This is a genomic window from Pseudomonas sp. GG8 (assembly GCF_052976945.1).
Window position 1 is genome coordinate 1,607,843 of the sequence record NZ_JBRIIP010000001.1, and the last position, 24,545, is coordinate 1,632,387.

Here is a 24,545-nt window from a genome sequence, read left to right on the forward strand (position 1 = left end):
CATCACGTCGGAAGTATCAGTGGCAGGAGTCGCGCTGTATTGCGTGCGTCGACCAGCGCCCGGTGCTGTTGCCCGTTGAACTGCATGCCGGCCAGTTGTAACGCGCCGTTCAAGCCCAGTGGACGTTGCAGTTTGCGGGCCTCGATAAAACGTTGTTTGAGGTTGATGTGGGGCAGGGTGCTCAAGGCGCTGGTCAGTTGTTGCTGCTGCCATTCCTGCTCCAGTTGCCGGCGATCATACTCACCCCAACTGGCCCACCCTTCCAGGCGTGGCAGGTGATGGCTGAGCCAGCGTTCGAACTGCGGCCAGACGCTGGTCAACGGCGCAGCATTGTCGATATTGACCTGGCTGATGTGCGTCAGCTCCCGGCAAAAGCGGGTCAGCTGCGGACGGCGCAAAGGCCGCACGAAGCGCTCGAAGTGATCCAGCTCCCGGCCGTCCTGATTGACCAGGCTCACGCCGATCTCAATGATCTCCATCTCGGCCAATGGCCAGCCGCCGTCCTCTGTTGTGGCTTCCAGATCAATCACCAGCCAGTGCGGCATATCAAACTCCGATCAAACAGCGCTAAGGTGAGTTGAGCGTAGACACAATCAGCCTGCTACGTCCAATGGCGCGACCTCCAGCAACACCTGGCGGTTTTTTACCTGATCACCTTGAATCACGTGCAGACGACGAATGACCCCGTCGATTCCGGCCTTGAGCGGGTGTTCCATCTTCATGGCTTCGAGCACCAGCAACAATTGGCCACGGCTGACGGTCGCCCCTTCGCTGACCAGTACATCGACAATCGCGCCGTCCATGGGCGCTTTCAGGGTGCCTGAGTGAACGTTGATCTGGCCTTTGACAAGGGCGTGGGTCAGGTCGAGTACGTGTAGATTGCCTGAGTTGCTGTGCAGCCAGAGCACGTCGGCGTCCAGATGATAGGCATACCGACGACACACACCCTCGACCTCGACATTCGCCCGGCGGCCGTCGGTATCAAGCACGTGCAGGCTGATCAGCGTTTCCGCCACCAGCACGTCCAGGCGCTCAGCGTTCGGACTCAGCTCCACGGCGAATGTGTGTTCGCCATGTCCCAATCGATAGTGTGACGGGCCTGTGGCGCTATTGCCCCAGCCTGTACGCTGGGCGGGATGTGTCTTGGCCGAGGCGAGATAAAACAAGGCCGCAGCCATCGCCAGTTCAATGGCGGTGGGCGAATGAGGGTGCAGGCAAGGAGCGTCGGTGAAGTGATCGCCGATAAAACCGGTGCTGACAGCGCCCGCGACGAACTGCGGGTGTTTCAGCAGAGAGGCCAGCAATTGCTGGTTGCTGTTGATGCCCAACAGTACGCAATCTTCCACGGCTCGCAACAGCTTGCGTCGGGCCTCTTCACGTGTGGCGCCGTGGGCGATGATTTTGCCCAGCATCGGGTCATAGAACGGGCTGACGTGCTGACCTTCCAGTACCCCATGATCGACACGTACACCGTCACACAGCGCGGGTTGCCAGTGCACGATCTGGCCGGTCTGCGGCATGAAACCCTGCGCCGGGTCCTCGGCGTAAAGCCGCACTTCCATCGCGTGACCCAGGGGTTGGATCTGCTCCTGACGCAGCGGTAAGGGATCGCCTGCCGCCACTTGAATCTGCCAGGCGACCAGATCTTGGCCGGTGATCATTTCGGTCACCGGGTGTTCGACCTGCAAGCGCGTGTTCATTTCCAGAAAGTAGAACCGCCCACGCTGATCAAGCAGAAACTCGACGGTGCCCGCGCCGACGTAATGTACTGCGCTGGCGGCCTGTAACGCTGCGGCGCCCATGGCGGCGCGCAGCTCCGGGGTCATGATCGGGCAGGGTGCTTCTTCGATGATCTTCTGATGCCGACGTTGCACCGAGCAGTCACGTTCGCCGAGGTAAACCAGATTGCCGTGGCTGTCGCCGAAGATCTGCATTTCCACGTGACGCGGTCTGATCAGCGCCTGCTCGAGAATCAGTTCGCTGGAGCCGAAAGCGTTTTGCGCTTCCGACCGTGCGGTGCGCAGGTGTTCGAGCAGGTGTTGGGCCTTTTCCACCAGGCGCATGCCCCGGCCACCGCCACCGGCGCTGGCTTTGATCATCAGTGGGTAGCCAATCCGTTCAGCTTCGCGGCCGAGGCTGGCATCATCCTGCTCAGCGCCTTGATAGCCAGCGATACACGGCACTCCGGCCTCGATCATCGCCAGTTTGGACAGGCGCTTGCTGCCCATCAGCTCGATCGCTTCCGCGCTGGGACCGATGAAGACCAGACTCGCCGCTGCGCAGGCCAGGGCAAAATCAGCGTTCTCTGACAAAAAACCATAACCGGGATGAATTGCATCGGCGCCCGTGCGTCTGGCTGCGTCGATGATCGCTTCGATGTTCAGGTACGACTGCTGCACCTGTGCCGGGCCGATGCACACTGCTTCGTCCGCCAGCTGCACGTGGCGTGCGTGCGCATCCGCTTCGCTGAACACGGCCACGGTGCGATAGCCCAGACGGTGTGCCGTGTGCAAAACACGGCAGGCAATTTCGCCGCGGTTGGCGATGAGGATTTTGTTGAAGGCTGGCATTCGTGGCATCCTTTGTTCTGGGGGCTAGAAGCTGCTTTTCGCCCATACGGGTTCGCGTTTTTGCACGAAAGCCAGCGTGCCTTCTACACCTTCGGTGCCGACGATTGAAGTGCTGAACGCTTCGGCCGCCTGATCCAGCAGGGCGCCGAGCGGCACATCAGCGGTGGCCAGCAACAAGGCTTTGGTCGTGGCATTCGCGCCGGGTGCACAGCGCAAGACCTGCTCCAACACATCGCTCAAGCGTTCGGCCATGGCGTGCGCGTCGCGCTCGACAAAGTGCACCAGCCCCAGGCGTCCGGCTTCTTCGCCATCAAAGCGTGCGGCGGTCAGCGCCAGGCGCCGGGTCTGAGTCAGGCCGATGCGCTTGACCACGAACGGGGCGATTTGCGCCGGGATCAGGCCGAGGCTGGTTTCTGGCAGACCGAATTGCGCCTGATGATGGGCAATGGCGACGTCGCTGACGCAGGCCAGGCCAAAGCCGCCACCCAGCACCGCGCCTTCCAGCACCGCGACCACCACCTGCGGGGCTTTTTCCGCTTCTTCCAGCAGCGCGCCAAATGCGCGACTCAATGCCTTGTAAGCCTCGGCGCCTTGGCCTCGGGCGTTGGCCATGTCCCTGATGTCGCCACCGGCGCAGAAATGCCCGCCGGCACCGCACAGCACCAGCGCCCGCACTTGCGGGTCTTCACGCACCCCGGCCAGCACGGCGCGCAGTTCACCGACCATTTGCAGGCTCATGGCGTTGCGGCTCTCGGGCCGATTAAGGGTGATGTGCAGCACGCCACCGTGGCTGTTCAGCAGCAGCGTGTGGCACGCGGGTAACAGGCTCATGCTTTTTTACCGGGCAGGATGTTCATCAGTTTGCAGATAATCCCGAGCATGATTTCGTCGGCGCCGCCGCCAATCGACACCAGGCGCACATCGCGATAAGCGCGAGAAACAGGGTTGTCCCACATGAAACCCATGCCGCCCCAATATTGCAGGCAACTGTCGCTGACTTCGCGGCCCAGTCGTCCGGCCTTGAGTTTGGCCATCGATGCCAGTTTGGTCACGTCGCGGCCCTTCACGTACTGTTCGGTCGCCTGATAGACCAGGGCTCGCAGGCATTCGATTTCGGTTTGCAGTTCGGCCAGGCGGAAGTGGATCACCTGATTGTCGATCAGCGCGTTGCCGAACGTTTTGCGCTCGCGACAGTACTCGATGGTGCTGTCGACGCAGTATTCCAGGCCCTTGATCATGTTGGCGGCACCGAATAGACGCTCTTCCTGGAACTGCAGCATTTGCATCATGAACCCTGCACCTTCGTGACCGATGCGGTTGCGTTGGGGGACGCGTACGTTATCGAAAAACACCTGGGCGGTTTCCGAGCTGCGCATGCCGAGCTTGTCCAGGTGTGGGCTGAGGCTGATGCCGGGGCTGTTCATAGGCACCATGATCAGTGACTTGTTTACATGGGCTTTGTCGTCCGAAGTGTTGGCCAGCAAGCAAATGAAGTCCGCGCTCGGAGCGTTGGTGATCCACATTTTGCTGCCATTGATCACGTAGTCGGTGCCGTCTTTCTTCGCGCTGGTCTTGAGCCCTGCGACATCGGAGCCAGCGCCGACTTCGGATACGCCAATACAGCCGACCTGTTCGCCGGAGATGGCCGGGCGCAGGAATTCTTCGCGCAACTCATCGGAGCCGAAGCGCGCCAGCGCAGGGGTGCACATGTCGGTCTGCACGCCGATGGACATCGGGATGCCGCCGCAGTGGATGGTGCCAAACTCTTCGGCGGCGACGATGGAGTAGCTGTAATCCAGGCCCATACCACCAAACTGTTCGGGTTTGGAAATGCCCAATAGACCCAGTTCGCCGGCTTTCTTGAACAGCTCATGGATCGGGAAACGGCCCGCTTTTTCCCATTCATCGACGTGCGGATTGATCTCCTTGTCGACAAAATTACGCACGGTGCGCCGCAGTGCTTCGTGTTCCTGGGTGAAGATCATTTTTATTGTTCTCCTTTGGAAATCGCCTACGGGTTCAACATCAGAATCGCGCCACGCCGAAGCTATTCGGTTGCAGTGGTCTCACCGCCGCTTCCTGACAAATATCCAGCAGATAACCGAGCAAGGTTCGGGTATCGCGAGGGTCGATCAGGCCGTCATCCCACAGGCTGGCCGTGCCGTACAGCGCCCCGGACTGACTGTCGAGCTTCTGTGCGGTCACCTGTTCCAGCATGTCGAGCATCTTCGGTTCCGGGTCGAGTCCGGCTTTGATGTGTTTGGCCTCGGTGACGATGCGCAACACCTTGCCGGCCTGGGCTCCGCCCATCACTGCGGTTCGGCTGTTGGGCCAGGCAAAGATAAAGCGCGGGTCCAGTCCTCGGCCGCACATGGCGTAGTTGCCTGCGCCGTAGGAGCCACCGACCACGATGGTCAGTTTCGGCACCCTGGCATTCGCCACGGCCTGAATCATCTTCGCCCCATGCTTGATCACGCCGTGTTGTTCGGACTCGGTACCGACCATGAAACCGGTGGTGTTGTGGAAGAACAGTAGCGGCGTCTGGCTTTGGTCGCACAGCTGAATGAATTGTGCGGCCTTGCTCGCGCCTTTGGGCGTGATCGGCCCGTTGTTGCCGATAAACCCGCAGGGCTGGCCTTCAATCTGCAAATGACCGCAGACGGTTTGCTGGTCGTATTCGCCTTTGAATTCGAGGAATACCGAACCATCGGCCAGGCGGGCAATGATTTCACGCACGTCATAGGGCTTTTTCGGGTCGTGGGGGATCAGCCCAAGCAGCTCGTCAATGGGGTAGCGCGGTGCTTGATAAGCCGGACGCGCACGCATCGGCAACTGGGCATTCCACGGCAGCAGGGCGATGATTTCGCGCACGATGCGCAGGCCATCGGCGTCGTTTTCCGCCAAGTACTCTGCGGTGCCGGCAATTTGCGCGTGCATCTCTGCACCGCCCAGCTCTTCATCAGTCGCAATTTCTCCGGTCGCCGCCTTGAGCAACGGCGGACCGGCGAGAAACAGTTTGGCCTTGCCGCGCACCACCACCACGTAATCCGACAGTCCTGGCTGATAAGCGCCGCCAGCCGTGGAGGAGCCGTGCACCACGGTGATTTGCGGCAAGCCCATGGCCGACATCCGCGCCTGATTGGCAAACCCTCGCGCACCCTCGACGAAAATCTCCGCCGCATAGTTGAGATTGGCGCCGCCGCTTTCGGCCAGGGTCACCACCGGCAGTTTGTTTTCCATGGCGATCTGTTGCAGGCGCAGGGATTTTTTCAGGCCGCTGGGGGAAATAGTGCCCCCCCGGATAGCGCTGTTATTGGCGACCACCAGCACACGCACCCCGGACACATAACCGATGCCGGCAATCAGCCCGCCACCGGCCTGACTGCCGTCCTTGTCGTCATGCAGTTTGTAGCCAGCGAGTGAAGCCAGTTCGAGAAACGGCGCGCCGGGATCAAGCAACAGGTTCAGGCGTTCGCGGGGCAACAGCTGGCCTCGCTTGTCGAACTTGGGCTTGGCTTCAAGGGCTTTGTCCAACAGCACCCGTTCAAGTTGTCGCACCTGCGCGATACTCGCCAGCATGGCCTCGCGGTTCTGAGCAAAGCTCGTGCTGTGGCAATCGAGCTGCGATTCAATCATCGGCATGCGCTACTCCTTGTCCTTCAAGACATCGGGCAGATAGGCGCGATGAAAGCCGTTATACGACTCGCTGTTCTGCGCCTTGTGCAATGGCCAGGCGCGACTGCCAAGGCTGGCGGCACCATCAATGCGCAGGGTGCTGCCGCTGATGAACGCCGCCCCGGGGCTGAGCAAAAAAACAATCGCCGCGCTGACCTCGGATTCGGTGCCAATGCGCTTGAGCGGTACATGCTCGCGCAAGGTGGGAATTACTGCCTTGAACGCACCTTCATACGTATCCATGCCGCTGGATGCTATCCACCCTGGGGCCACGGCGTTGACGCGGACTCCTGCATAAGCCCATTCAACCGCAGCGGTTTTGGTGAGGTTTTCCATGCCTGAACGGGCGGCACCGGAATGGCCCATGCCGGGCATTCCGCCCCACATGTCGGCGAGCATGTTGACGATGGCGCCACCGTGCCGGCTCATGGATTGATTGAATACCTCGCGCGCCATCAGGAAACCACCGACCAGATTGGTGCGCATCACGGTTTCGAAACCCTTCTGATTGATCGAGGCCAGTGGGGCGGGGTATTGGCCGCCGGCGTTGTTGACCAGCCCATGAATCGGCCCGTGCTCGGCAACCACCTGAGTGATCAGCGCCTTGACCCGATCTTCTTCGCGGATGTCGCACACCTGCCAACTGACCTGGCCTCCGTCTTCGGTGATCTCGGCGCTCACCTGCTCGAGTTTCGCCTGCTTGCGCCCGACCAACACCACATGGGCGCCAAGGGCTGCCAACTCATGGGCGGTGCAACGGCCGATACCGCTGCCACCACCGGTGACGATATGAGTCTGCCCGCGGAACAAGTCGGGTCTGAAGACCGAATCGTATGCCATGTATCACCCCTTCTTATTTTGAGTTCGGATCGGTTTACGGGCGTTGCTGGCCATTGACCTGATCGGCAATGCTTTGCGGCACCGGGATCTGGATTTCCAGCAGTTGCTGAGCGAACGCTTTGCCCTGTGGGTCGATACGCAGGCTGGCGACTCCGCCACCGCCGAGGGCGTTTTCCAGGAGGAAATTCAGGCTGTGGCTGCCGGGGAGATACCAGCGCTCGACCCGACCATGAACCGGGTCGAGGACATGGCTCATCCAGTCCACGACCACTGCGCTGCTCAGGGTTTCGGCGATCCACGGCAGGAACTCCGGGCGTCGCGCCATGACCCCGACATTGCTGTGGTTGCCTTTGTCACCGGAGCGCGCCACCGCCAGTTTCACCAAGGGAACACTGGCATCGGCAAGCCCATGAGGTTGCGGTGGTTGCAGGTCCAGGGGCAGTGCGCCTGGGTCGAACCTCTGCTGGGGCGGCAGCTCGAAAGGACTGCGCTGGCCGTCGATGTCGATTTCCAGGCGGCAGGCGGACTTGTCGATCAGGAATGAGAACAGGCGAATGACCGGATAGACCGTGGGCCGACCGCCAACGATGCCTGTGAGCCCCGGCGCCATGCCTGTGGCGGCCTGTGCGATCTCGCGGGAGAACAGGATCAACGCTTGTTTTTCGGGGTGACGCACCGCCAGTTTGATCACCACTTCGCGAGTGTCGTGCCGTTGACCGTGGGGGCCGTAGGTGGCTTCGCTGCCCAGCAGTTCGATGTTCACTTCGCTGTAGGGTGGCCAGCCGCGCTGGCTGAACAACTCTTTGGTTTTGTTGATAATCGCCTGGCCGACGCGCTCGGCTTTTTTTACCGCGTCGATTCCGGCGATCAGGCAACTGGCAGTGCAGCGGAAACCGTCCGGGTACGTTGCGCTGACCTTGTATTGGCCGCTGGGCGCGAAGCCGCGAGCACCCTCGACGCTGACCTGGTTGTCGCCTACTTGCTTGAGTCGGACGTGGGTGAAGTCGCATACCACATCAGGCAACAGGTAGGCCCGGGGGTCGCCGATTTCGTAGAGCAACTGTTCGCCGACGCTCAACGGTGAGATCAACCCCCCGGAGCCGGCGGGTTTACTGACAATGAAGTGGCTGTCAGCCCTGACTTCAATGATCGGAAAGCCGATATGTTCGTAGTCTGGCACGTCCTGCCAATCAGTGAAGTTGCCGCCGGTGCACTGTGCGCCGCACTCGATGATGTGGCCGGCGAGGGCGGCTTGGGCCAGTTTGTCGTGATCTTGCCAGGACCAGCCGAACTCGTGAACCAGCGCTGCACTGACCACTGCGCTGTCGACCACTCTGCCGGTGATGACGATATCAGCGCCCAGTCGCAGCGCTTCGACAATGCCGGGTGCACCGAGATACGCATTGATGGACACGCACATCGGCGGCAGGGGCGCGCCAGTGAACATTTCGTGAACGCCCGCGCTACTCAAGTGCTTGAACTGCGGCTGCAAATTATCGCCGAGCAGGACAGCGATCTTCAGGTTGACCCCCGCGTGCAGACAGGCCGCTTGCAAGGCCGCGGCACAGGCGAGGGGATTGACCCCGCCCGCGTTGCTGATGATCCTGATCTTCTGCTCAGCGATTTTTGGCAGCAGTGGAGCGAGCACTTCAACGAAGTCGGTGGCGAAACCCGCGTCCGGATTTTTCATCCTGGCCCCGGCCAGCAGCGACATGGTGATCTCGGCCAGGTAGTCGAACACCAGATAGTCCAGTCCGCCGCCGTCCACCAGTTGCGCGGCCGCCGTGCAGGTATCCCCCCAGAATGCGCTGGCGCAACCGATGCGCACGGTTTTGGACATGACAGACCTCGTAGGCGATTGACTGTGCATCAGAGACTACCAAGCAAGCGCTTGGTTTTGAAAGCCCTCGTTTAAAATAATTGCTTTGCGTGGCGCCCGAGCGCTTGCTTGGTGTGCCGCACAGGCATAAATTGCGCGCGCCATATGCCAACTTCCAAAAGGAACCTCACCGTGGACGAGCAAAAAGCTTTGAAGGTGATGCGCGAGTTGGTGGACGGTGGGCAGATCACCGATCCCGACAGCGCTCGCGGCAAACTACTGCAGGTGGCCGCTCACCTGTTTCGCAACAAAGGCTACGAACGCACCACCGTGCGGGACTTGGCTGGCGCGGTGGGCATTCAGTCCGGAAGTATCTTTCATCACTTCAAAAGCAAGGACGAAATCCTGCGCTCAGTGATGGAAGAGACCATCCGCTATAACACCGCTTTGATGCACGCGGCGCTCGCCGACGCGGACACTGTGCGCGAGCGGGTGCTAGCGCTGATTCGCTGTGAGCTGCAATCGATTATGGGTGGCAGTGGCGAGGCCATGGCAGTACTGGTCTACGAATGGAGATCGTTGTCGGAAGAAGGACAGGTTCACGTACTGGCCTTGCGCGACCTCTACGAGCAGCTCTGGCTGCAAGTATTGGGAGAGGCAAAAGAGGCCGGCTATATCAAGGGCGATGTATTTATCACGCGGCGTTTTCTAACGGGCGCCTTGTCGTGGACCACGACCTGGTTTCGCGCTGAAGGCAGCATGACCCTCGATCAGTTGGCGGATGAAGCACTGATCATGGTTTTAAAATAACGTTGAAGCCTGCCAGCACGTTCGAACTGACATCACTTTGATATTGTCTAACAGGCCGAAAACGCATAGCTTATCCACATCCGGTTACCTGAGGTGTGCTGTGTCGATGTCTTTGCCTTTGCGGACGGCTTACCGAATTTTGTTCTTGGCTATCAGTACGTTATGGGCTAGTGAGGCATGTGCCGTGCAGCTGGTGCGTATCGGTGCGGCGCATTTTCCGCCTTACACTGTTCACCCCGAAAAAGGCGAAGACACCGGTTTGTTGCCGCAGTTGGTCATTGCCTTGAATGCGGCGCAAAGCGACTTTCAGTTTTTGCTCGTGCCGACCTCCATTCCACGTCGCTTTCGTGATTTTCAGGACGGCCGGTTCGACATGGCTATCTTCGAAAATCCGGATTGGGGCTGGAAGAATATTGCCCACGTCAATGTCGACATGGGCCTTGAAGACGCTGAAATCTTCGTCGCCAAGCGCGAAGAAGGGCGCACACAAAACTACTTCGATGACTTGCAGGGCAAGCGTCTGGCCTTGTTCAGTGGCTATCACTATGCGTTTGCCCACTTCAATGCCGAACCCAAATTCCTGGCCGAACACTACAACGCAACGCTGACGTATTCCCATGACAGCAACTTGCTGATGGTGCTGCGCGAACGGGCTGACATTGCTCTGGTGACGCGCTCGTACCTGAGCGATTTCATGGCGCGTAATCATGATGAAGCCCGCCAGTTTTTGGTGTCCGAGCGGGTCGATCAGATTTATCGGCATTACGCCTTGCTGCGTCCGCAGGCACCTATTACGGGGGAGCAGTTCAGCCAGTTATTGCAGCAACTTCGTGATAACGGGCAGATGTTCAGGATTTTTCAGCCGTATCGAATCGCGGTCACATCGCTACAGAACAATCACTCGATGACTGCGTATGGAACGCACTAATCCCGCTATCAGACAGGAGACGCATTGTTTTCGCAGGCAAACCCGCGAAAACAATCACGTGGGTCAACGGTCCTTCGCGTCTTTGGCATCCATCTCGGCGTTGCGTTCATGAACGCGCTTGAGTTGCTCATCGGTCAAATCAACCTTTGTAGCGGTATCGCGCAACATCAACAGACCGCCAACGATCGAGCCAATTGCAACTATCAGAATTAACCAGGCATACCAGGGCATAGGGCTCTCCTTGAAGTGATATCACTTTGAGCAATCTATATTGCCAGTGGTTCAATTCTAGGCGCCCTGTGCCCGGTTTGTTAGCGGCATGCTGTTTGTTCAGGGCTGGGCGCGCGATCTGGATCAATTATCGATCACTGGGTCCCGAAAATGGGTCGGTTCGGCTACAATACGCGCCGATTTCGACTTGCCTGAGAGCCTACTCATGTCCGCCTGCCAGACTCCTATCATCGTCGCCCTGGATTTCCCTAACCGCGACGCCGCGTTGAAACTGGCCGATCAGTTGGACCCGAAGCTGTGCCGGGTCAAAGTCGGTAAGGAATTGTTTACCAGCTGTGCGTCGGACATCGTCGAAACCCTGCGCAACAAGGGCTTCGAGGTGTTTCTTGACCTGAAATTCCACGACATCCCCAACACCACGGCGATGGCGGTAAAGGCCGCTGCGGAAATGGGCGTGTGGATGGTCAATGTCCATTGCTCCGGCGGTTTGCGCATGATGGCAGCCTGCCGTGAAGTGCTTGATCAGCGTAGCGGGCCAAAACCGTTGCTCATAGGGGTCACTGTGCTGACCAGCATGGAACGTGAAGATCTGGCGGCTATTGGTCTGGACGTCGAACCGCAGGTGCAGGTGCTGCGCCTGGCTGCGTTGGCGGAAAAAGCCGGTATGGACGGTCTGGTGTGCTCGGCACTCGAAGCCCGTGCCCTGAAGACCGCCCATCCGTCGTTGAAACTGGTCACCCCTGGCATTCGTCCGGCAGGCAGCGCCCAGGACGATCAACGCCGCATCCTGACACCGCGTCAGGCGCTGGACGCCGGCTCCGACTATCTGGTCATCGGCCGTCCCATCAGCCAGGCCGCCGACCCGGCAAAAGCGCTGGCAGCGGTCGTGGCTGAGTTGGCGTAAAAGCTATTCGCGAGGCGTCGGTTCAGGCGCCTCCGATCACACCTTTAACACCAGTTTCCCGAAGTTTTCACCCTTGAACAGCTTCATCAGGGTTTCGGGGAAAGTCTCCAGACCCTCGACGATGTCTTCCTTGCTTTTGAGTTTGCCTGAAGCGAGCCAGCCGGCGATTTCCTGACCGGCTGCGGCGAATTTGGGGGCGTAGTCCATGACCACGAAGCCTTCCATGCGCGCACGGTTCACCAACAATGACAGGTAGTTGGTCGGGCCTTTGACCGCTTCCTTGTTGTTGTACTGGCTGATGGCGCCACAGATGATCACCCGTGCTTTGGGCGCCAGGCGGGAAAGAACGGCGTCGAGGATATCGCCACCGACGTTGTCGAAATACACGTCAACGCCTTTCGGACATTCACGTTTGAGGCCCGCGTGGACGTCTTCATTCTTGTAGTCGATGGCGCCGTCGAAACCCAGTTCATCAATCAGCGACTGGCATTTTTCTTTGCCCCCGGCGATGCCGATTACGCGGCAGCCTTTGATTTTGGCGATCTGCCCGGCAACGCTGCCCACTGCACCTGCGGCCCCGGAAATCACCACAGTCTCACCGGCTTTCGGCGCGCCGACGTCCAGCAGGGCAAAATAAGCGGTCATGCCGGTCATGCCCAGTGCGGACAGATAACGCGGCAGTGGTGCCAGTTTCGGGTCGACTTTGTAGAAGCCCTTGGGCTCACCGAGAAAATAGTCCTGCACCCCCAGTGCGCCCTGCACGTAATCACCAACGGCAAATTCAGGGACCTGTGAGGCGATGACTTTGCCTACACCCAACGCGCGCATCACGTCACCCAGATTGACGGGCGCAATGTAGGACTTGCCTTCGTTCATCCAGCCGCGCATGGCCGGGTCCAGCGACAGGTATTCGTTCTCGACCATAACCTGACCTGCCGCCACTTCGCCGACAGGCACTTGCTGGAAGGTAAAGTCGTCGCGGCTCGCGGCCCCTGAAGGGCGCTTGGCGAGCAGGAATTGACGGTTGGTCTGGGCAGTCATGGCAGGCACTCTTTTAGACAGGAAGGAGGGAGAACAAGCCTACGTGATAGTCGTTGGCCGCCGTTCCGGCAAGGTTTGTCCGTCTGGCGAATGCAGGCTGATCCAGTTGGGTGATGAGCCCCCACGGGCTTAATCACTCTGGCGCATACGTGCATAACCGGGTCTCTGATAGTGCTGACGTACGCCTGTGGGGGATGGCTAGACTGCATCACTATTCAACCGTCAGGGGACAATTACATGAGCATGACTTTTTCCGGTCAGGTGGCTTTGGTCACGGGCGCTGCTGCGGGTATTGGTCGCGCGACCGCATTGGCCTTCGCTGAGCAGGGCCTGAAAGTGGTGGTGGCAGACCTGGACAGTGAAGGCGGGGAAGGCACAGTTGAATTGATTCGTGCAGCGGGCGGCGATGCAGTGTTTGTGCGCTGCAACGTCACGAAGGAAGCTGAAGTGCGCCAGTTGATGGAGCAGGCAGTGAGCACGTATGGCCGCGTCGACTATGCCTTCAATAATGCTGGCATCGAGATCGAAAAGGGTCGCTTGGCCGAGGGCAGCGAAGCCGAGTTCGATGCAATCATGGGCGTCAACGTCAAAGGCGTCTGGTTGTGCATGAAGTACCAATTGCCGCTGATGCTCGCCCAAGGCGGTGGGGCCATCGTCAACACCGCATCAGTGGCTGGCCTTGGCGCTGCACCAAAGATGAGTATCTACAGTGCGTCGAAGCATGCCGTGATCGGTCTGACCAAATCAGCCGCGATTGAATATGCGAAGAAGAAAATTCGCGTCAACGCCGTCTGTCCTGCAGTGATCGACACCGACATGTACCGTCGCGCCTATGAAACCGACCCGAAAAAAGCCGAATACGTGGCCGTCATGCACCCAGTCGGTCGTGTCGGCACCGTCGAAGAAATCGCCAGCGCCGTGCTTTATCTGTGCAGCGATGGCGCCAGCTTCACCACCGGCCACGCGCTGGCGGTGGACGGCGGGGTGACCGCGATTTAAGGCCCGCCAGCGCCTGCAGTACGTGCTTACCCTGCACACACCGATCGGCTAAGCTCGCCTCCTGTAGTGGTCTATGTGTCAGGAGTGAGTCGATGGATTTCATGTGGTTTGCCTACCCACTGGTCAGTGCCTTGGTGCTGATCATTATCGACCTGACCCTTTGGCAGTGGGTTGATCCACGGCATGTGCGCTGGAAGATGGCGGTGCGGCTGGGCCTGTTTCTGTTGTTCAGCATGGCATTGCTGGATGCCGGGTTGAGCCCTCTGTTTCCGGTGCCCGATGCGGTCCTGCCACCGCGCCACACGCTGGCGACCGTACTGGCTATTGTCTGGTGGTTGTACGGCGCACGAACCCTGACCGTATTGGCGGTGGTGATTCTGGAACCGCGGATCGGTGGCAAGGGGCATTTGCTCCAAGACCTGATGGGCGCGATCATCTTTCTGGTCGCCGTCGTCGCTGCCGCCGCGTACATCCTCGATTTGCCAGTCAAAGGCTTGCTGGCGACGTCGGGCGCGGTGGCGATCATCCTAGGTCTGGCAGTGCAGAGCACGCTGGGCGACGTATTTTCAGGGATCGTGCTCAACGCAACCAAGCCCTTTAGGGTCGATGACTGGATTCGCGTCGACGACATAGAAGGTAAGGTGATCGAAATTGATTGGCGCTCAACCCATCTGCTGACGTCCGAAGGCAGCATGGCGGTGATTCCCAACGCGATGGCGGCCAAGACCCGGATCGTCAATTTCAGCCGCCCCGATCACTTTCATTCCGTGACCCTGACCGTCGAGCTGCCAGTACGCTTGCGTCCCAGCCTGGTGCTGGACTCGCTGGAGAAAGCCTTGCAGGGCTGCCGTGAGCTGCTGGCAAAACCCAAAGCCGGGGCCGTGGTCAAAGCCTCCGGTTTACGCTCCGTGCAGTATGAGATCACCGGCTACATCAAATCCAGGGACCGTTGTAGCGCGGTGAGTAACCAGCTCTATGACTTGATCTATCGCCAGCTGGCGGCGTCCGAAACCCTGCGTCAGGATCAGATCAAGCCTGCGACGCGGCAGTCAGCAGTACTCAACACGGTAGGGGTGCTGCGCATGCTCAGCGATGAAGACCGTGCCGAACTCGAGCGTCACATGCACTTGCGCTCGTACCCTGTTGGCGCGGTGATTCTCGCTCAAGGTGTCGTTCCCGATGCGCTGTTGATCATTGAGTCTGGGGTGGTGACGGCGGCTGTTGAACGGCCTGATGGCTGGCTTGAGGTCGGGCGCATGGGGCCGGGCGAACTGATTGGCGAAACCGGTATTGTCGACCAGTCGGCCAGCCTCGCTCGTTTCAGTGCGATGACCGACTGCATGGTCTATCGCATCGAAAGCAAAGACCTTGAGCCTTGGCTGGAAGAACACGGTGAATTGCGTGGGGCTCTGGCAGGGTTGGTACGCTTCCGCGCGCAGGCTCGGGCGACGATGATTCAGCATAAGCCCTTGGATGTGGGCCAGAACGGTTTCCTGCAATGGTTGCGCAAAAGCGTCACTCGCTTTCAGCCGGGTAACGAACGCGGGCCGACGGACAAACTCAGTTGAGTCGCCACAGCACGAACACAAACGTTTTCACCGCGGGCGCATGCGACACCAAGCGGCTGGTGTCGCATGCGCCTTTGATGGGACTTTAGCTGGCAGCGGCCGAGGCTGTATCACGAGACACATACCGTTCCAGTTCGGAGATTCCGGTTGGCAGGTCCAGAGAAGCGCCGGCATGGCGCATGCTCGACCCCAGAGCGTGCAAGGTGCGGAACAGGTTGTGCACGCGGCTTTGCTCACCCATCTGACCGATACGCACGATATTGAGGCCGAACGAACCGGAGATTTCGACCCTGTGTACGGCTGTCATATGGCTTCTGACCAGGTCAGCGGATACACCTTTGGGAACGTTGATGCCGATCACCGAGTTGAGGCGCACTTCTTCCGGGACCAGAAGTTCCAGGCCCATGGCTTCCATCCCTCTTTGCAGGGCTTTTGAGCACAGCTCATGCCGGTGGAATCGACGCGGCAGGGTTTCTTCGCACACCAAGTGCAACGCTTCATGCAGCGCCAGAATGCCGGAGACCGGTGCGGTGTAGTGATAGGAGCGCTGGTTCCAGAACTTGTCTGCCAACAGTGCGTCCAGGCACCAGTGGGCGATAGGTTGTTTGCGCGCCTCGATTCGTGCCCATGCGTAATCGGAAAAGGCCAGCAGCGAAACGCCGGGAATGGACGATAAGCCTTTTTGTCCGCCGGTGATGACCGCGTCGACTTGCCACTCATCCATGTCGAACGGCATGGTGCTCAAGGTGCAAACCGCATCGACAATCACTGCGCAGTCATAGGAATGCGCCAGTCGCGAAATCGTTTCCAGATGGCGGTTATAAACGGTATTCGAGGTCTCGCCCTGAACAATAGTCAGGGTGCGGAAATTACCCTGTTTCAAGTAGTGCTCAACGATATCGGGGTCGGCCGCCTGATTGTCCGGGACCTCCATAATGGTGACTGCACCGCCGACACGCGACGCCATCTCGGCCATACGACGACTGAAGTAACCGTTGCAGATCGACAGGACCTTGCTGTCTGGGGTCACCAGGTTGCAGATCGCCATTTCCATCGCCGCTGAACCGGGACCGGCTACACCCAATACATGCTTGGATGCGGTCTGAAAGACGTAGGCGCCCATGTCCTTGACCTGGTCGATCACCTGGTTCATCACATCGCCCAGGTGATTGATGACGATGGAGTTCGCATAGGCCACTTTGTGCGGCAGCGGTACGGGGCCCGCGCCCATCATCAGCAACGGTTCCTGAGGCAGAATTTGATCAAGCGCGATGATGGAAGCCGGGATTTTAATGTTCATGAACGTTCTTTATGGGTCGATGAAATAGGAGCGCTACCTAAGCAACCTAGCGCTGTATCGGACGCCGCTGAGCATACCTCAACGAGGGCAGTGAGTTCATGCCTTGGGTTTTGGGTGACAAGAAACGGCGGTTCGATTTGTGGTTAACTGTTTTATCAAAACCAGGGGGCGGCGAGTAACGATGGATTTTTATCACACTCAAGAACACAGCGGTTTACCGACACTGCACCCGCAACGGCTTCGAGTAGGAGATGCGGTCGCGCTGGTGTCGCCTGCCGGGCCCGTGGCTCAGGCGCGCGTCGAGGTCGCGGTCAAGGTGCTCAGCGATTGGGGGCTGCGACCACGTATCTATCCCCATGCGCTGGATAAAAACTCGTTTCATGCGGGCAGGGATGAGCATCGTGCTGCGGACCTGAACGACGCGTTGGCCGATCCCGAGATCCGTGCGGTCATCTGCAACCGCGGTGGTTATGGTGTGCAGCGCATTATTGAACACCTGGACTTTGATGCAGTAAGGCGAGACCCCAAGCTGGTGCTGGGATTTTCCGATATCACGGCCTTGCATGCAGCGCTCTGGCGCAACGCACGGTTGGCCAGTATCCACGGTCCGGTGGCCGCGCAGCTTGAGCGGGGCGGCCTGACGAATAGCAGCGTAAAACACGCGTTGATGAGCGCCGAACCGGTGCTGATCAGGGCCGACCCCGCAGAAGCGACGGTGAGTGTGCGCAGCACGGGTGTTGCCCAAGGGATTCTGTTGGGCGGAAACCTGAGCATGCTCAGTACCTCCATTGGCACGCCATTTATGCCCGACCTGAACGGCGCGATCCTGCTGATCGAGGACGTGGCCGAAGCCGCGTACCGTGTCGATCGAATGCTCACGCACCTGCGCAATTGCGGCATCCTGCAGCGCTTGGCGGGCGTGGCGGTGGGGCAGTTCAGCGAGCCCGCAGGCGCGGCAGGGCAGATCAGTCTGGCGGACGTGCTCAACGAACGTCTGGGCGATCTCGGCATTCCGCTGCTGGGTGGGCTGCCCATCGGTCACGGTGACCCCAACATTGCGGTGCCGTTGGGCACGCAGGCCATCCTCGACGCTGATGCTGGCACCTTGCTGGTGGCAGCTGCCTGCCGTTAAAAAGGCGCGGTGTGAAGTCGAAAATCGTTGCCGTTGGGTGAGTACTTTACCGAAGGGTGACGATCAGCCGATAAAGTTCACGTGCCAGCCGACACTAAGCGTTCTGAAAACGACTTGCACGTAGCTTTTTGCCATTATCCAGGCGCCAAAGGCTTGTGCTGAATCGGGTCCGTTGCGAATCTGCATGATTCCAGGACGGCTTAATGAATAGCCTGAACGCCTTCTGGTATTCGAACGGGGATTGAGCGCTATGATTTCGGCCGTGCAAGCACGCTTTGCCAACCTCGGGATGGCGAAAAAACTGGGGGTGGGTTTCATCCTCGTACTGCTGCTGACCGCCTTGGTCGCTGCCATTGGCGTTTGGTCGCTGCAGAGCATCAGCCTGCGCTTCAATGGCCTCAAGCAAATGTCGACCCTCAATAGCGGCCTGCTCAAGGTGCGCTTGCAGGAGCAGGATTACGCCCTGCACAGCGACCCGAAAGTGGCGGATGATTTGCGCGCGGGCGTGGACGCGTTGCAGGCCCTGGCGGAGCAGCTCAAGGGCGAGTCGGACGCCAACCAGACCATGATGAGCCAGGTGCAAACCGCGCTCACGGCTTACCGCAAATCCTTCGATCAATTTGTCGAGATCAGCCAGAGCAAGGACCTTTCTCTGGAGATGGCCAGTTGGTCGGTGTCCAGCGTTGCTAATAATCTGGATGTATTGCAAGCCGGGCTGGCCGATGATGGCACCTACGCGCTGAAGGACTCCCAGGGTCAGCAAGGTGCTGAGTTCATTGCGCAAGCCAATCAGGTCAGCCAGGTGTCACGGTTGATGTTGCAGGCGATGGATGAAGCGCGGGTGCGTCTGGACCAGAGCCGTAAAACAGGCTCGGGTGAGCCCCGCAAAGAAGGCAAGATCGAACAGGCTGACCAGGCACTTGCGTTGGCCGAGCAGCTCAAAGGCGTGGTCAAGGACTCGGGTTACCTGACCGTGCTGGGCGAAGTCAGCACCCACATTGGCAACTTCACCGAGAAACTCGCCGAATACACCGGTTTGCTTGCCAACGAAGCGCAGGTTTCTCAGCAACTTGCCGACAATGCCAAACAGGTCGTGCAGCGGGTCAATGAGGCTTATAGCGCCGAAGACCAGGCGATGCAGGCTGAGCTCAAAGCCAGCTCGCTGCTGATTATCGGTTCCTCGATGCTGGCGTTATTGGTCGGTCTGATCGCCGCCTGGGGCATTACTCGCCTGATCGTGGCACCGTTGCGTAGCGTGATCCGCGTCGCCCAGCAGATAGCGTCCGGCGATTTGAGCGCCACGGTAGAGGTCAAACGCCGCGATGAAATCGGCCAGTTGATGCTGGCCATGCAGCAGATGGGCGCGGGACTGAGCAGCATTGTCAGCGGCCTGCAAGCCGGTATCGAGCAATTGGCGACGTCGGCTCATTCGCTGTCGGCGGTCACCGAACAGACTAACCTGGAAGTCAGTAGCCAGCGGGAAGAAACCGAGCAGGTCGCTACGGCCATGAATCAGATGACGGCGACGGTGCATGACGTGGCACGCAATGCTGAGGAGGCCGCACAGGCCGCACAGACTGCCGACGACAAAGTCGAAAGCGGTCAGCTGGTCGTTCGCCAGAGCATGCAACGAATCGAAGCGCTTGCCAGTTCCGCCACCTCCGCCAGCCAGAGTATCGAGAACCTCAGTGCCGAGATCCAGAACATTGGCAAAGTCCTGGGGGTGATCAAGAGCGTCGCCGAGCAAACCAACCTGCTTGCGCTGAACGCCGCCATCGAGGCCGCGCGGGCCGGGGAGCAGGGACGGGGTTTTGCGGTGGTCGCCGATGAGGTGCGCGCGCTGGCCAAACGGACTCAGCAATCAACTGAAGAAATCGAACGACTGGTAGGCAGCCTGCAGAGCGGGGCGCAGTCGTCCGTGGCGCAGATTAAAAACAGCGGCGAATTGGTGAAAATGGCCGTCAGCGATGCATTGCAGACCGAAAGCGCGCTGGGCAGCATCGCCGTAGCGGTGTCCCTGATCCAGCAAATGAACCAGCAGATCGCCGCCGCTGCCGAGCAGCAAAGCTCGGTCGCTGAAGAGATCAATCGCAGCGTCACCAGCATCCGTGCCAGCGCCGATCAATCAGCCCTCGCGATGCGGGGGAATGCTGCGTCGAGTATCGAGCTGGCGCAATTGGGGACTGAGCTCAAGGGGATGGTCGGGCACTTCCGGCTTTAAATAAGCGAAGGGCTTGATACGGAACAGCTGACTTCCCGCATCAGCCCTTACGGCTATTCAAGATCATCAACGTCAGCACCCCGGCCACAATCCCCCAGAATGCCGAACCGATGGAGAACAGTGTCAGGCCTGACGCGGTGACCATAAAGGTGATCAGCGCTGCCTCACGCTCCTTGGGTTCGTTCATGGCGACGGTCAGGCCATTCATGATCGAACCAAACAGGGCCAGCGCGGCAATCGATAACACCAACTCTTTAGGCAAGGCCGCAAACAACGCGGCCACGGTCGCGCCAAAGATGCCCGCGATGGCATAAAAAACTCCGCACCAGACCGCTGCGGTGTAGCGCTTGTCACGGTTTTCATGGGCATGCGGGCCGGTGCAGATGGCAGCGCTGATCGCGGCCAGGTTGATGCCATGCGAGCCAAACGGCGCCAGTAGCAACGATGCAATGCCGGTGACCGAGATCAACGGGGAGGCCGGTACGGTGTAGCCATCGGCGCGTAGAACAGCGATGCCGGGCATGTTCTGCGAGGTCATCGCCACCACGAACAGCGGAATCCCGATGCTGATGGTCGCGGCCAGCGAGAACGAGGGAGTGGTCCACACCGGTGTTGCCACTTCCAGCGTAAAGCCACTGAAATCAAGCAATCCCAGTAGGCCTGATATCACCGTGCCGGCAATCAGCGCTGCGAGGACTGCGTAGCGCGGTGATATGCGCTTGATCAGCAGATAACTGAAAAACATGCACAGCACCAAGCCGGTACGGTGTTGCGCGGCGACGAATATTTCACTGCCGATCTTGAACAAAATCCCCGCCAGCAACGCCGCTGCGAGTGACGCAGGTATACGCTTGACCAGTCGCTCGAAACTGCCGGTAACGCCGCACAGGGTGACCAGTATGGCGCAGGTGATGAAGGCCCCGATGGCTTCGCCGTACGACACACCGCCCAGGCTGGTCACCAGCAGCGCTGCACCTGGCGTCGACCAAGCAACGGTGATGGGGGCGCGGTAGCGCAGAGACAGGCCAATGCTGCAAATCGCCATGCCGATGAACAGGGCCCAGATCCAGGAAGAAATCTGTGCGCTGGTCAACCCAGCGGCTTGCCCTGCCTGGAACATCAGGACCAATGAACTGGTGCAGCCAGTCATCATCGCAATAAAGCCCGCGACCACGGCAGCAGGCGAGCTGTCGGCCAATGGCCGAAGGCGGGTAGGAGTGATGGCGTCGGTCATGTGGGTTTTCCTTAACGGTGTCCAGTCAAGCCACAAGCCTAAACGCAGTCGCCACCCGCTGTTGCAATACAGCAATCGTCACAATTAGCCGTACAGTCGCAATTGATAGCGTCGAATGCGTCAGCTGTATCACTCGGATGCTAGAGACTCGGCAGGGATTATCACCCCTGTCTGGCGGGCTTGCCCCAGTGCTTTGTTCACGGCCAGCCAACCATCAACCGCCGCTTCGCCCGCTTCGGCAAACACCCGTTGCAGCAGATCCACTTGTTCGTGACGCAGGGCCTGCTCGAATGCAATGCCTTCTTCCGTCAGGCCCAGCAAGCGTTTGCGCTTGTCGACGTCAGGCGCGACGCTGTGCACCAGGTTCATGTCGATCAATTGGCGCAAGGGCGTATTGAGTGCCTGCTTGCTGACACCGAGCACCGTCAGCAACTCTTTCACGCTCAAACCTGGATAGCGGGCGATAAAAAACACGATGCGTTGGTGCACGCGACTGAGGCCGCGTTGCGCGAGCATTTCGTCGGCTTTGGCGGTGAACGCCTGGTAGCCGAAAAAAAAGGCTTCCATCGCCGACTGCTGAGTTATTTTATTTTTAAGGTCAATCATATTGACGTATCTAGGCCCGGTATCGTAATTTCGGTCAAGCAGTTTGACGTATTTCTATTTAACTTCGCTACGGGTGACCTCCATGGCTTTCTCCGAACGAGTCTCACGCCTTAAAAGTTCTTTGATTCGTGAAATTCTGGCCGCAGCCCAGCGTCCGGAAGTGATGTCGTTCGCTGGCGGGCTACCCGCAGAAGCAATGCTGCCACGCGTTGAATGGGCTGACATGCCACTGGCCATGGGGCAGTACGGCATGAGCGAGGGCGAGCCTGCTTTACGCGAAGCGCTGGCCGCTGAAGCCCGCGCCTTGGGCGTGCCGTGTGAAGCCAGCCAGGTGCTGATTGTCAGCGGCTCGCAGCAGACCCTCGACCTGGCGGCCAAGCTGTATATCGACAAGGGCACCGAGATCCTCCTCGAAGCACCAACCTACCTGGCCGCGCTGCAGATTTTTCAGCTGTTCGGTGCCGATTGCATCACCGTGCCCTTGCAGGCCGATGGCCCGGACCTGATCGCTATGCGCCAGCGTCTTGAGCAGCACAAGCCTGCGTTCGCTTACCTGATTCCGACCTTCCAGAACCCGTCAGCGGTACGCTACAGTGAATCCCATCGCGATGCCGTGGCGGCCCTGCTTGATGAATTCGATGTCACCCTGATCGAAGACGAACCTTATCGCGAATTGAATTTCGACGGTGGCAGCGCGACCCCTATCGTCAGCCGCTTGAAAAAGGCCAGTTGGATCTACACCGGCACGATGTCCAAAACCCTGCTGCCTGGGCTGCGCGTGGGTTACCTGATCGCGACGCCGGACCTGTTTCCGCACTTGCTGCGCCTGAAACAATCGGCCGATCTGCACACCAACCGGATGGGGCAGTGGCAGGCTCTGCAATGGATGGGTACCGAGCATTACCGCAACCATTTGGCGGAATTACGCGACTTCTATCGTGTGCGTCGTGACGCTTTCGAGGCCGCCCTGCAAGAGCACTTCAGCGATCTGGCCGATTGGAATAACCCGCAGGGCGGCTTGTTTTTCTGGTTGACCCTTAAAACGCCTTTGGACACCCGTTCCCTGCTCAAACCAGCGCTGGCCCAAGATGTGGCGTTTATGCCGGGTGAGCCGTTTTTCGCCGATCCGGACGCCAACCCCGGTTATCTGCGATTGAACTTCAGTCATATCGACCCCCAGCGTCTGGGTGAGGGTCTCAAGCGGCTGGCCGCAGTGGTTCGCCAGGCACAGGTCGCTGAAGCGGCGTGATGCATTCATGAATACGCAGCAAGGGAGAAGGGTGATGTACACAGTTTACGGCGACTACAATTCAGGCAATTGTTACAAGATCAAATTGATGCTCAACCTGTTGGGCATCAAGTACCAATGGGTGGCAGTGGACATCCTTAACGGTGAAACCCAGACCCCCGAGTTTTTGGCGAAGAATCCCAACGGCAAGGTCCCGGTCCTGGAGCTTGAGGATGGCACTTGCCTGTGGGAATCCAACGCGATTCTCAACTTCCTGGCCGACGGCAGCGCCTATCTGCCCAGCGAGCCGCGCTTGCGTACGCAAGTCTTGCAGTGGCAGTTTTTTGAACAGTACAGCCATGAGCCTTGCATCGCGGTGGCTCGCTTCATCCAGTTTTACCTCGGGCTACCGGAAGAGCGCCTCGCGGAATATCACGCCATGCAAAAAGCTGGCTACCGAGCGCTCGCAGTCATGGAGCAGCAACTCAAGCGCACGCCGTTCCTGGTAGGAGAAACCTTCTCCATCGCCGACATCGCGCTTTACGCCTACACCCACGTCGCTTACCAGGGCGGATTTGACCTTGCCCCGTACCCGGCAATCCAGCAATGGCTGGGCCGAGTGGCCGAGCAACCGGGCTATATAGGGATGCTGGATTAACCTGAACCCAGGTTGAAGACAAATAAACCGGTCTGCAACGAGCGACCGGTTTAAAGAGATGGTCACCCCCAACACCCTGCGAGGGCTACGCTTTCGCAGGGTGTTTTGTTTTCGGAGGCCATCATCATGAGCGAGCCAGATGCCGGGCATAAAGAGTAGAAGAGAGCCACAGTCTCAAGACACATCCACATTTGCTTTGGCCGCTGCGCGTGACCGGAAGGCGCTCACCTTTGCAATAGTCCCGCAAGCCCGGCCATTCGGCCCGCCCTTAGTCATGCCGCACCAGCGTTTGCTGCCATTGCGGGTGTGATCGTAGAAAGCCCACTGGCAATCTCCACACGTTTTCAGCCGCGACCATGCACCTGATGCAATCGCATTCGCCACGGCCGCAAGAATATGGCCGACATAAGTTGCTTCTGCAGATATCACGCTCAGCGTCGTCACTCCTCCCACCGACTCGACATGCACCGACAGGGCGACACGATTGAACCACGCGTTCAACTGCTCGGTGTTGGCGTCTGGACTTTCGCACGACTTCCGCAGATCCGAGCGCAATACGAGCAGTTTGTCCAGGCTATCGCTAGGTTGACGTGGATAGAGCGAGAGATCGCTCTGCCATGCATCAGAATCGCTTGCCAGCAGCGGCAGGATATCCGCCTCGATGCGCGTCTGGTTAGGGATCGACCAGGTATTAATAAAACGCCGTACGCTTTCGAGGTCGCCTGGCGCAGCTTGATTGTGAGTTTGCATCGCACCCTCTGGTTGCAAAAGCTACTGATAT

General features: G+C 59.1%; 22 protein-coding genes and 1 pseudogene. 10 read left to right on the plus strand and 13 right to left on the minus strand.

What is annotated here, in order from left to right; all coding sequences use genetic code 11:
• Positions 1–2: 2 nt before the first annotated feature.
• From ACVBEG_RS07835 to ACVBEG_RS07865, 7 genes are read right to left on the minus strand one after another with little or no spacing between them, the layout of a single operon-like run.
• The gene (locus tag ACVBEG_RS07835; RefSeq protein WP_219060547.1) at positions 3–545 is read right to left on the minus strand and encodes an exonuclease domain-containing protein; all 543 of its coding nucleotides are present in this window, start codon (positions 543–545) and stop codon (positions 3–5) included.
• A gap of 48 nt (positions 546–593) precedes the next feature.
• On the minus strand, positions 594–2,570 hold the full coding sequence (locus tag ACVBEG_RS07840) for an acetyl/propionyl/methylcrotonyl-CoA carboxylase subunit alpha (protein ID WP_322179864.1): 1,977 nt from the start codon (positions 2,568–2,570) through the stop codon (positions 594–596).
• Positions 2,571–2,594: 24 nt separating this feature from the next.
• Positions 2,595–3,401, minus strand: coding sequence for an enoyl-CoA hydratase/isomerase family protein (locus ACVBEG_RS07845; protein ID WP_447107544.1), 807 nt, complete (start codon positions 3,399–3,401; stop codon positions 2,595–2,597).
• A complete protein-coding gene (gene atuD, locus ACVBEG_RS07850; protein WP_322179862.1) occupies positions 3,398–4,555 on the minus strand; it encodes a citronellyl-CoA dehydrogenase in 1,158 nt (385 codons plus the stop codon). The genes ACVBEG_RS07845 and atuD overlap by 4 nt, the downstream gene beginning before the upstream one ends.
• A gap of 40 nt (positions 4,556–4,595) precedes the next feature.
• Positions 4,596–6,212 (minus strand): geranyl-CoA carboxylase subunit beta, encoded by a 1,617-nt coding sequence (gene atuC / locus ACVBEG_RS07855; RefSeq protein WP_447107545.1) that lies wholly within the window; start codon positions 6,210–6,212, stop codon positions 4,596–4,598.
• A gap of 3 nt (positions 6,213–6,215) precedes the next feature.
• Entirely contained in the window at positions 6,216–7,085 is an 870-nt protein-coding gene (locus ACVBEG_RS07860) for an SDR family oxidoreductase (protein ID WP_322215592.1), read from the minus strand.
• A gap of 34 nt (positions 7,086–7,119) precedes the next feature.
• Entirely contained in the window at positions 7,120–8,925 is a 1,806-nt protein-coding gene (locus ACVBEG_RS07865; RefSeq protein WP_447107546.1) for an acyclic terpene utilization AtuA family protein, read from the minus strand.
• A gap of 171 nt (positions 8,926–9,096) precedes the next feature.
• On the opposite strand from ACVBEG_RS07865, the gene ACVBEG_RS07870 reads away from it, so the two are divergent.
• Entirely contained in the window at positions 9,097–9,714 is a 618-nt protein-coding gene (locus ACVBEG_RS07870) for a TetR/AcrR family transcriptional regulator (protein ID WP_322179857.1), read from the plus strand.
• Between the two features lie 106 nt (positions 9,715–9,820).
• Positions 9,821–10,642 (plus strand): substrate-binding periplasmic protein, encoded by an 822-nt coding sequence (locus tag ACVBEG_RS07875; protein ID WP_322179856.1) that lies wholly within the window; start codon positions 9,821–9,823, stop codon positions 10,640–10,642.
• A 63-nt stretch (positions 10,643–10,705) separates the two neighbouring features.
• Here the strand turns inward: ACVBEG_RS07875 and ACVBEG_RS07880 are convergent, their stop codons facing one another.
• Positions 10,706–10,873, minus strand: coding sequence for a DUF2897 family protein (locus tag ACVBEG_RS07880; RefSeq protein WP_219060556.1), 168 nt, complete (start codon positions 10,871–10,873; stop codon positions 10,706–10,708).
• 205 nt (positions 10,874–11,078) lie between these two features.
• Here ACVBEG_RS07880 and pyrF point away from each other — a divergent pair, with 205 nt between their 5' ends.
• On the plus strand, positions 11,079–11,777 hold the full coding sequence (gene pyrF, locus ACVBEG_RS07885) for an orotidine-5'-phosphate decarboxylase (protein WP_322179855.1): 699 nt from the start codon (positions 11,079–11,081) through the stop codon (positions 11,775–11,777).
• Positions 11,778–11,813: 36 nt separating this feature from the next.
• Here pyrF and ACVBEG_RS07890 read toward each other — a convergent pair whose 3' ends face one another.
• Positions 11,814–12,818: an NADP-dependent oxidoreductase gene (locus tag ACVBEG_RS07890; RefSeq protein WP_322215597.1), complete on the minus strand. Its 1,005-nt coding sequence runs from the start codon at positions 12,816–12,818 to the stop codon at positions 11,814–11,816.
• A 237-nt stretch (positions 12,819–13,055) separates the two neighbouring features.
• On the opposite strand from ACVBEG_RS07890, the gene ACVBEG_RS07895 reads away from it, so the two are divergent.
• Both ACVBEG_RS07895 and ACVBEG_RS07900 read left to right on the plus strand, forming a co-directional pair.
• Positions 13,056–13,817: an SDR family oxidoreductase gene (locus ACVBEG_RS07895; protein WP_322179853.1), complete on the plus strand. Its 762-nt coding sequence runs from the start codon at positions 13,056–13,058 to the stop codon at positions 13,815–13,817.
• Positions 13,818–13,909: 92 nt separating this feature from the next.
• Complete coding sequence (locus ACVBEG_RS07900; protein ID WP_322179851.1) at positions 13,910–15,385, plus strand: mechanosensitive ion channel family protein; 1,476 nt, start codon at positions 13,910–13,912, stop codon at positions 15,383–15,385.
• Positions 15,386–15,470: 85 nt separating this feature from the next.
• Here the strand turns inward: ACVBEG_RS07900 and ACVBEG_RS07905 are convergent, their stop codons facing one another.
• Complete coding sequence (locus ACVBEG_RS07905) at positions 15,471–16,685, minus strand: pyridoxal-phosphate-dependent aminotransferase family protein (protein WP_322179849.1); 1,215 nt, start codon at positions 16,683–16,685, stop codon at positions 15,471–15,473.
• A gap of 181 nt (positions 16,686–16,866) precedes the next feature.
• Between ACVBEG_RS07905 and ACVBEG_RS07910 the strand changes: the two genes are divergently transcribed.
• From ACVBEG_RS07910 to ACVBEG_RS07920, 3 genes and pseudogenes are all read left to right on the plus strand, one after another.
• Positions 16,867–17,817 carry a S66 peptidase family protein gene (locus ACVBEG_RS07910; RefSeq protein WP_322179847.1) on the plus strand — a complete coding sequence of 317 codons (951 nt, stop codon included), beginning with the start codon at positions 16,867–16,869 and terminating at the stop codon, positions 17,815–17,817.
• Positions 17,818–19,000: 1,183 nt separating this feature from the next.
• Positions 19,001–19,129 (plus strand): annotated as a pseudogene (locus ACVBEG_RS07915) (HAMP domain-containing protein); the annotation flags it as partial.
• A gap of 204 nt (positions 19,130–19,333) precedes the next feature.
• Positions 19,334–20,038 carry a methyl-accepting chemotaxis protein gene (locus tag ACVBEG_RS07920; protein ID WP_407074677.1) on the plus strand — a complete coding sequence of 235 codons (705 nt, stop codon included), beginning with the start codon at positions 19,334–19,336 and terminating at the stop codon, positions 20,036–20,038.
• Positions 20,039–20,078: 40 nt separating this feature from the next.
• Here ACVBEG_RS07920 and ACVBEG_RS07925 read toward each other — a convergent pair whose 3' ends face one another.
• Entirely contained in the window at positions 20,079–21,272 is a 1,194-nt protein-coding gene (locus ACVBEG_RS07925) for a benzoate/H(+) symporter BenE family transporter (RefSeq protein WP_322179843.1), read from the minus strand.
• Positions 21,273–21,401: 129 nt separating this feature from the next.
• Positions 21,402–21,878 (minus strand): MarR family winged helix-turn-helix transcriptional regulator, encoded by a 477-nt coding sequence (locus tag ACVBEG_RS07930; RefSeq protein WP_322179841.1) that lies wholly within the window; start codon positions 21,876–21,878, stop codon positions 21,402–21,404.
• Between the two features lie 82 nt (positions 21,879–21,960).
• On the opposite strand from ACVBEG_RS07930, the gene ACVBEG_RS07935 reads away from it, so the two are divergent.
• Entirely contained in the window at positions 21,961–23,127 is a 1,167-nt protein-coding gene (locus ACVBEG_RS07935) for an aminotransferase-like domain-containing protein (RefSeq protein ID WP_323565647.1), read from the plus strand.
• A gap of 34 nt (positions 23,128–23,161) precedes the next feature.
• Positions 23,162–23,764 (plus strand): glutathione S-transferase family protein, encoded by a 603-nt coding sequence (locus ACVBEG_RS07940; protein WP_322179836.1) that lies wholly within the window; start codon positions 23,162–23,164, stop codon positions 23,762–23,764.
• A 174-nt stretch (positions 23,765–23,938) separates the two neighbouring features.
• Here ACVBEG_RS07940 and ACVBEG_RS07945 read toward each other — a convergent pair whose 3' ends face one another.
• Positions 23,939–24,514: a CGNR zinc finger domain-containing protein gene (locus ACVBEG_RS07945; protein ID WP_322179835.1), complete on the minus strand. Its 576-nt coding sequence runs from the start codon at positions 24,512–24,514 to the stop codon at positions 23,939–23,941.
• Positions 24,515–24,545 lie beyond the last annotated feature (31 nt).